Origin of the sequence: Paenibacillus thiaminolyticus, assembly GCF_003591545.1 — a bacterium.
GTDB classification, from domain to species: Bacteria; Bacillota; Bacilli; order Paenibacillales; family Paenibacillaceae; genus Paenibacillus_B; species Paenibacillus_B thiaminolyticus_A.
This window is the reverse complement of sequence record NZ_QYZD01000021.1, coordinates 81,779-87,960: the sequence shown is the minus strand read 5'-3', so window position 1 is coordinate 87,960 and position 6,182 is coordinate 81,779. Positions and strand designations below refer to the sequence as shown.

Here is a 6,182-nt window from a genome sequence, read left to right as displayed (position 1 = left end):
CTGTACTCCTGCCGCTGTACTCCTGCCGCTGTACTCCTGCCACTGTACTCTTGCCCCTGTACTCTTGCTGCTGTACTCGCCACTATACTCCTTGCCCCTGTGCTCGTGCCACCGTGCTCCTGCCACTGCATTCTCTGTTGCCCCGTCTTGCCCCCCCATCCTTGTCCACTGCTTATGGGACAGGACAGCCTCTTCGTATGATTAGTCAACCAAGGATTCTTTCTTCGCAGTAGCCGCCTGCAGCGTCAAGTTGTATAATATTTGTAGGGGAAGGGGGATTCTTCATCTATGGACGGGACGCTGCTTGTATTTGTGTATTTGCTGGCCGTCAATATCGCAGGCTACCAGATGATGGCGGCGGACAAGCGCCGGGCGATTCGGCACCATAGGCGCATTCCTGAGCGGAGGCTGTTCCTGGCCGCCTGGCTGGGAGGTGCCCTGGGCGTGCTGACCGGGATGTACAACCAGCGGCATAAGACGCAGCATGTGACATTCACGGCAGGAATCCCATTCATCCTTATTGTGAATATTGTGGTGTTCGGTTATCTTTTTATCAAAATCGGGTAATAGAGGAGTATCGGTTCCGCAGGTGTGTGTCAACATATGCGATGTGGAACGTTCTTGGCTGTGCGATACTCTTATTACATAGCGTTGACTCTAAAGAAAGCGTGGTGGAATGTATGGTATTCAATCGGATTCTTGTCGCTTATGATGGATCGGAGCCATCGAAGAAGGCTTTGCGCCATGCCATCAGCCTGGCGGAGAACAATGCGGAAGCGAAGCTTCGCGTTGTGCATGTATTCCAGTTCCCGCAATATTTTATCGGAACCGCGTATGCGACGGCGACCGTCGAGACGAATGAAGAGCTGTACCAGTATGCCGAGCAGACGCAGGACGATGCGGAGCAGCAGGTGGCGCTGCTTGGCGATCGGGCAGAGGTGAAGCTGCTGCAGGGTCCTCCGGGACAATCGATCGTCGCAGAAGCCGAGGAGTTCGGCTGCGATCTGATCGTGATCGGCAGCCGCGGATTGAGCGGATTCAAGGAATTCGTGCTCGGCAGCGTTAGCCACCATGTCGTGCAGCATGCGAAGTTGCCTGTCCTCGTCATGAAATAACTTGATACCTTGGGAAGAACCGGCAGATGCGTATGCAGACACCGGTTCTTTTTTATTAGATAGGCATAACGAACTAAATCCGAACAATATGATATGTTACATGGATTATATTCGTATTTTAATCCTTGACATGGCTGTTACCCCTTGTTACACTGGAGTTGCTTGAACCATTGACGAATAATTTTTGAATTTTGAACTACGATTGATATAATTTCATCTTTCTGAACTCGTATAATTCCGGGAATATGGCCGGAAGTTTCTACCCAAGGACCGTAAATCTTTGGACTACGAGAATGACGACCAGACGGATACGCCGCAGGTCTGTTTGCTGCTGCCTGTCATCATGGGGCGGAAGGACGGACTTGGCTTCTTAGGCAGCCGGGGCTCCTTATTCTTGAGTTCGGAGATTGCGATCAGGGGGTAGCCATCCGCTGATTTTTTTATGTGCGTGACAGGGATTATTCGGAAGCAGGGCAAAAAATAGGGTGAAAGCAGGTGTACGACGATGGACAAGGACAACGTGCGGGTAGGCGTCATTATGGGAAGCACGTCCGATTGGGAGACAATGCGGCTCGCATGCGAGGTGCTGCAGGAATTCAATGTTCCGTTCGAGAGCAAGGTCGTCTCCGCCCACCGGACGCCGGACGAGATGTTCCGCTATGCCGAGACGGCGGAGGAGCGCGGGCTTCGCGTCATTATCGCAGGAGCGGGCGGGGCCGCCCATCTGCCCGGCATGGTCGCCGCGAAGACGGTGCTGCCGGTCATCGGCGTGCCGGTGCGGTCCTCGCAGTTGAACGGGATGGACTCGCTCCTGTCCATCGTGCAGATGCCGGCCGGCGTACCCGTGGCGACGGTGGCGATCGGACCGGCGGGCGCGACGAACGCCGGGCTCCTGGCCGTGCAGATGCTTGGCATGCACGATGAAAAGCTGCGCGCGCAGGTGGCAGCGCGCAGGGAAGCGGTGCGGCAGCAGGTGCAGGCCGCGGGGGACCTCGCATGAGGGCCCCTGCGGACGGCCGCATGCGGCCGCAGGCGAAGGCGCCGGTGCTGGCGCCTGGCGCGACGGTAGGCGTCCTCGGCGGCGGCCAGCTCGGCCGCATGCTGGCGCTGGACGGCGTGCGCCTCGGCTACCGCTTCGTCGCGCTTGACCCGGCGGCGGATGCGCCCTGCGCCGCGGTGGCCGACCTCATCTGTGCCGATTACGGCGATGAGGAGGGGCTGGCGGAGCTGGCGGCGCGCGCGGACGTCATCACGTACGAGTTCGAGAACGTGGACGCCCCCGCCGTCGAGCGGCTCGAGCGGGCCGCTCCCGTGCCGCAGGGCAGCCGCCTGCTTCGCCTGGCGCAGCATCGCCTGCGCGAGAAGGAAGCGCTGCAGGCCGCCGGCATTCCCGTCGCGCCGTTCGCGGCGGTCGCTTCGGCCGACGAGGTGCGCCGCGCGCTGCAAGCGTTCGGCGGCGGCGGCGTGCTGAAGACGGCCACCGGCGGCTATGACGGCAAGGGCCAGCGCACGCTGCGCCAGGAGAGCGAAGCGGAGGCCGCCTATGCCGAGCTGTCGGCGCTGGCCCCGGAGTTGGTGCTCGAGGCGTTCGTGCCGTTCGAGCACGAGCTGTCCGTCATCGCCGCCCGCAGTCCGTGCGGCGAGATCGCCGTCTTCCCGGCGGCGGAGAACATTCACCGGGAGCATATCCTCCACCTGTCCATCGTCCCAGCGCGCATTCCGGCCGGCGTGCAGGCGGAAGCCGAGCAACTGGCCCGCCGCATCGCGGAGGCGCTCGACGTGGTCGGCCTGATCGCAGTCGAGATGTTCCTCACCGCGGACGGTCAATTGCTGGTGAACGAGCTTGCCCCGCGCCCGCATAATTCCGGGCATTACACGATGGATGCGTGCCGCACCTCCCAGTTCGAGCAGCATCTGCGGGCCATCTGCAACCTGCCGCTCGGACCGACCGAGCTCGTCTCTCCGGTCGTCATGGCCAACCTGCTCGGCGAAGACGCGGCTGACATGGTACAATGGTTCCGTATGGACGACCCGGCTGCCGAGCGCTTCGGCGTAACGCCGAAGCTGCACTGGTACGGGAAGTCGGAAGCGAAGCCGAAGCGGAAGATGGGGCATGTTAATATCGTGGCCCCGAATACGGAAGCGGCGCTCGCTTGGATGAGAGAATCGAACATGTGGAGGAATACGAGACGATGATTGAACGTTATTCGCGCCCGGAGATGCGGGCCATATGGACGGAAGAGAACAAATTCAAGGCTTGGCTCGAAGTCGAGCTGTGCGCCTGCGAGGCATGGGCTGAGCTGGGCGTCATTCCGAAGGAGGATGCCGAGGCGCTGCGCGCCAAGGCGGGCTTCGATGTCGACCGGATTTATGAGATAGAAGCAGAGACGCGCCACGATGTTATCGCCTTCACACGCGCCGTGTCGGAGACGCTCGGACCCGAGCGCAAATGGGTCCATTACGGACTCACCTCCACCGACGTCGTGGACACGGCTTTGGGCTACCTGATGAAGCAGGCCAACGAGATTTTGGAGCAGGATCTGATCCGGTTCATTGATATATTGAAGGATAAGGCATTGGAATACAAGGATACGCCGATGATGGGCCGTACCCATGGCGTCCATGCGGAGCCGACGACGTTCGGCTTGAAGATGGCGCTCTGGTATGCGGAAATGCAGCGCAACCTGGAGCGGTTCCGTGATGCGGCGGACGGCGTGCAATACGGGAAAATCTCCGGGGCGGTCGGCACCTATGCCAATATCGACCCGTTCGTGGAGAAATTCGTCTGCGAGAAGCTCGGCACGAAGCCGGCGCCGATCTCGACCCAGACGCTGCAGCGCGACCGTCACGCGGAGTATATGGCGACGCTGGCCTTGATCGCGACGTCGCTCGACAAGTTCGCGACCGAGATTCGCGCGCTGCAGAAGAGCGAGTTCCGCGAGGTGGAGGAAGCGTTCGCCAAAGGGCAGAAGGGCTCGTCCGCGATGCCGCACAAGCGCAACCCGATCGGCTGCGAGAACATTTCCGGCCTGTCGCGTGTCCTCCGCGGATATATGCTGTCGGCATATGAGAATGTGCCGCTCTGGCATGAACGCGACATCTCGCACAGCTCCGTTGAGCGCATTATTTTGCCTGATGGCACGATGCTGCTGAACTATATGCTGAACCGCTTCATGAACATTGTAAAGAACTTGACGGTATTCCCGGAAAATATGAAGCGCAACATGCAGCGCACGTATGGCGTGCCGTTCTCCGGCCGCGTCATGACGAAGCTCATCGACCGGGGCTGGAGCCGCGAGCAGGCATACGACACGGTGCAGCCGCGCGCGATGCAGGCGTGGGAAGAGCAGCGCAGCTTCCGCGACATCATCGAGAGCACGCCGGAGATTACAGCGGTGCTGAGCGCGGAGGACATCGAGGACGCCTTCAACCCGTCCTGGCACTTGAAGCATGTCGATACGATTTTCGGCCAGCTTGGCTTGCTGGAAGGATAGGCTGAGTCTAAATTTCAATTCCTGCGGCGGTTCATTATAGAGGCGAGTCTATCAAGTGGAAGTCTATTCAAAACAAGTTGTGGAAATCTATTCAAAGCAAGTTAGAATGCAGGTTCACTTCATTTCACGTTCAATAATTTCAAGTCTATAAATGAAAAACTCAATACATGCAAGTTTATGCTTATTCGCCGCCCCCCTGTTTGCGGCGGATAAGCTGCTCGCGCAGGCCCTATCCCCAACGGGCCGAATGCGGCGAATGGCTCCCTGCCCTCCTGTCTTCCGGGAACCGTCCGCCGCAGCGGGAGCAACCAACGGGAGGGTAAGCAAGACGGCTTCAGCTTAGGAGAAACCGAGAGGAGCACAGGCATGTCTACCAACTCTATCGTATCAACGCTGGCGGATGCGATTCCGTTCCCGCTGCTTCACCGAGGCAAGGTGAGGGAGCTGTATGAATGGGACGCCGATACGCTCTTGATTGTCGTATCGGACCGCATTTCGGCCTTCGACTGCGTCCTTGAGCCGGCCGTGCCGGACAAAGGCACGGTGCTGAACCGGCTGAGCCGCTACTGGTTCGACCGGACGAAGCATATTATCGGCAATCATGTCATTCCTTGTGACGAGGAATGCCTGCGGACCGCATTGTCCGCCCGGATCGGCAACGAACCGGAACCTCATCAACGCATCTCATCTCTAGTATCCCTGTTATCTGAACGAATGACGCTCGCTAAGCGGGCGCAGCGCGTGGACTTCGAATGCGTCGTCCGCGGCTATGTCACCGGCGGAGGCTGGCGGCAGTATACAGCAAGCGGCGAAGTGAACGGCATCAAGCTGCCGGAAGGCCTGCGCATGAACGAGCGCCTGCCTGAACCGATATTTACGCCGGCGCGCAAGCATGACGAAGGCCATGACGAGGATGTCTCCTATGAAGTCATGGAGTCGCAGCTTGGGCCGGAGCTGGCCGGGCGGCTGCGTGACGCGAGTCTCCGGCTGTATCGATTCGCGGCGGAGGAATGCGCGGGCCAAGGATTGCTGCTCGCCGACTGCAAATTCGAATTTGGTCTCATTGATGGCGAGTTGGTGCTGATCGACGAATTGTTCACGCCGGACAGCTCCCGCTTCTGGGACGTCGGCAGCTATGCGCTCGATACAGATATCGACAGCTTGGACAAAGAGCCGGTCCGCCGCTATCTGGCCGCTTCCGACTGGGATCGGAGCAGCACGCCGCCGCCGCTTCCGGCGGAGGTCGTGGAGGCTACACGAGGACGTTATATCGCTTTATATAAACGAATAACCGCACAGAGATGGGCGTAAGGGGAGGAATTCACAGTGAAGGTAAAAGTGATTGTAACGACGAAGGCGAACGTGCTTGACCCTCAAGGCGCCGCGGTGGAGCGGGCGATGCATTCGATGGGGTACGAAGGCGTGGAGCATATGCGCATCGGCAAGTATATGGAATTCGAACTGGCGGCGGCGAATGAGGCCGAAGCGAAGGAACAGGTCGAGCGGATGTGCAAGGTGCTGCTGTCCAATCCGGTCGTAGAAGATTACCGATACGAATTGGAGGCGTAGAGCG

General features: G+C 59.3%; 8 protein-coding genes and 1 riboswitch. All 8 genes read left to right on the top strand.

Annotated features, from left to right (window positions below; genetic code table 11):
• Positions 1-288 precede the first annotated feature (288 nt).
• The 8 genes from DQX05_RS20475 (at position 289) to purS (ending at position 6,178) form a co-directional block, all read left to right on the top strand.
• On the top strand, positions 289-567 hold the full coding sequence (locus DQX05_RS20475; RefSeq protein ID WP_119795340.1) for a DUF1294 domain-containing protein: 279 nt from the start codon (positions 289-291) through the stop codon (positions 565-567).
• 113 nt (positions 568-680) lie between these two features.
• Positions 681-1,115, top strand: a complete 435-nt coding sequence (locus DQX05_RS20470) for a universal stress protein (RefSeq protein ID WP_119795339.1) — start codon at positions 681-683, stop codon at positions 1,113-1,115.
• A 207-nt stretch (positions 1,116-1,322) separates the two neighbouring features.
• A riboswitch (purine riboswitch) is annotated at positions 1,323-1,423 on the top strand.
• A complete protein-coding gene (locus tag DQX05_RS30960) occupies positions 1,396-1,539 on the top strand; it encodes a hypothetical protein (protein ID WP_182914836.1) in 144 nt (47 codons plus the stop codon). (Overlaps the previous riboswitch by 28 nt.)
• An 81-nt stretch (positions 1,540-1,620) precedes the next feature.
• Complete coding sequence (purE, locus tag DQX05_RS20465; protein WP_119795338.1) at positions 1,621-2,115, top strand: 5-(carboxyamino)imidazole ribonucleotide mutase; 495 nt, start codon at positions 1,621-1,623, stop codon at positions 2,113-2,115.
• A complete protein-coding gene (purK, locus tag DQX05_RS20460; protein WP_182914835.1) occupies positions 2,112-3,311 on the top strand; it encodes a 5-(carboxyamino)imidazole ribonucleotide synthase in 1,200 nt (399 codons plus the stop codon). The genes purE and purK overlap by 4 nt, the downstream gene beginning before the upstream one ends.
• On the top strand, positions 3,308-4,609 hold the full coding sequence (purB, locus tag DQX05_RS20455) for an adenylosuccinate lyase (RefSeq protein ID WP_119795337.1): 1,302 nt from the start codon (positions 3,308-3,310) through the stop codon (positions 4,607-4,609). The genes purK and purB overlap by 4 nt, the downstream gene beginning before the upstream one ends.
• A gap of 366 nt (positions 4,610-4,975) precedes the next feature.
• Positions 4,976-5,920, top strand: coding sequence for a phosphoribosylaminoimidazolesuccinocarboxamide synthase (locus tag DQX05_RS20450; RefSeq protein ID WP_119795336.1), 945 nt, complete (start codon positions 4,976-4,978; stop codon positions 5,918-5,920).
• A 15-nt stretch (positions 5,921-5,935) separates the two neighbouring features.
• Positions 5,936-6,178 (top strand): phosphoribosylformylglycinamidine synthase subunit PurS, encoded by a 243-nt coding sequence (gene purS, locus DQX05_RS20445; RefSeq protein ID WP_087443057.1) that lies wholly within the window; start codon positions 5,936-5,938, stop codon positions 6,176-6,178.
• Positions 6,179-6,182: the final 4 nt, after the last annotated feature.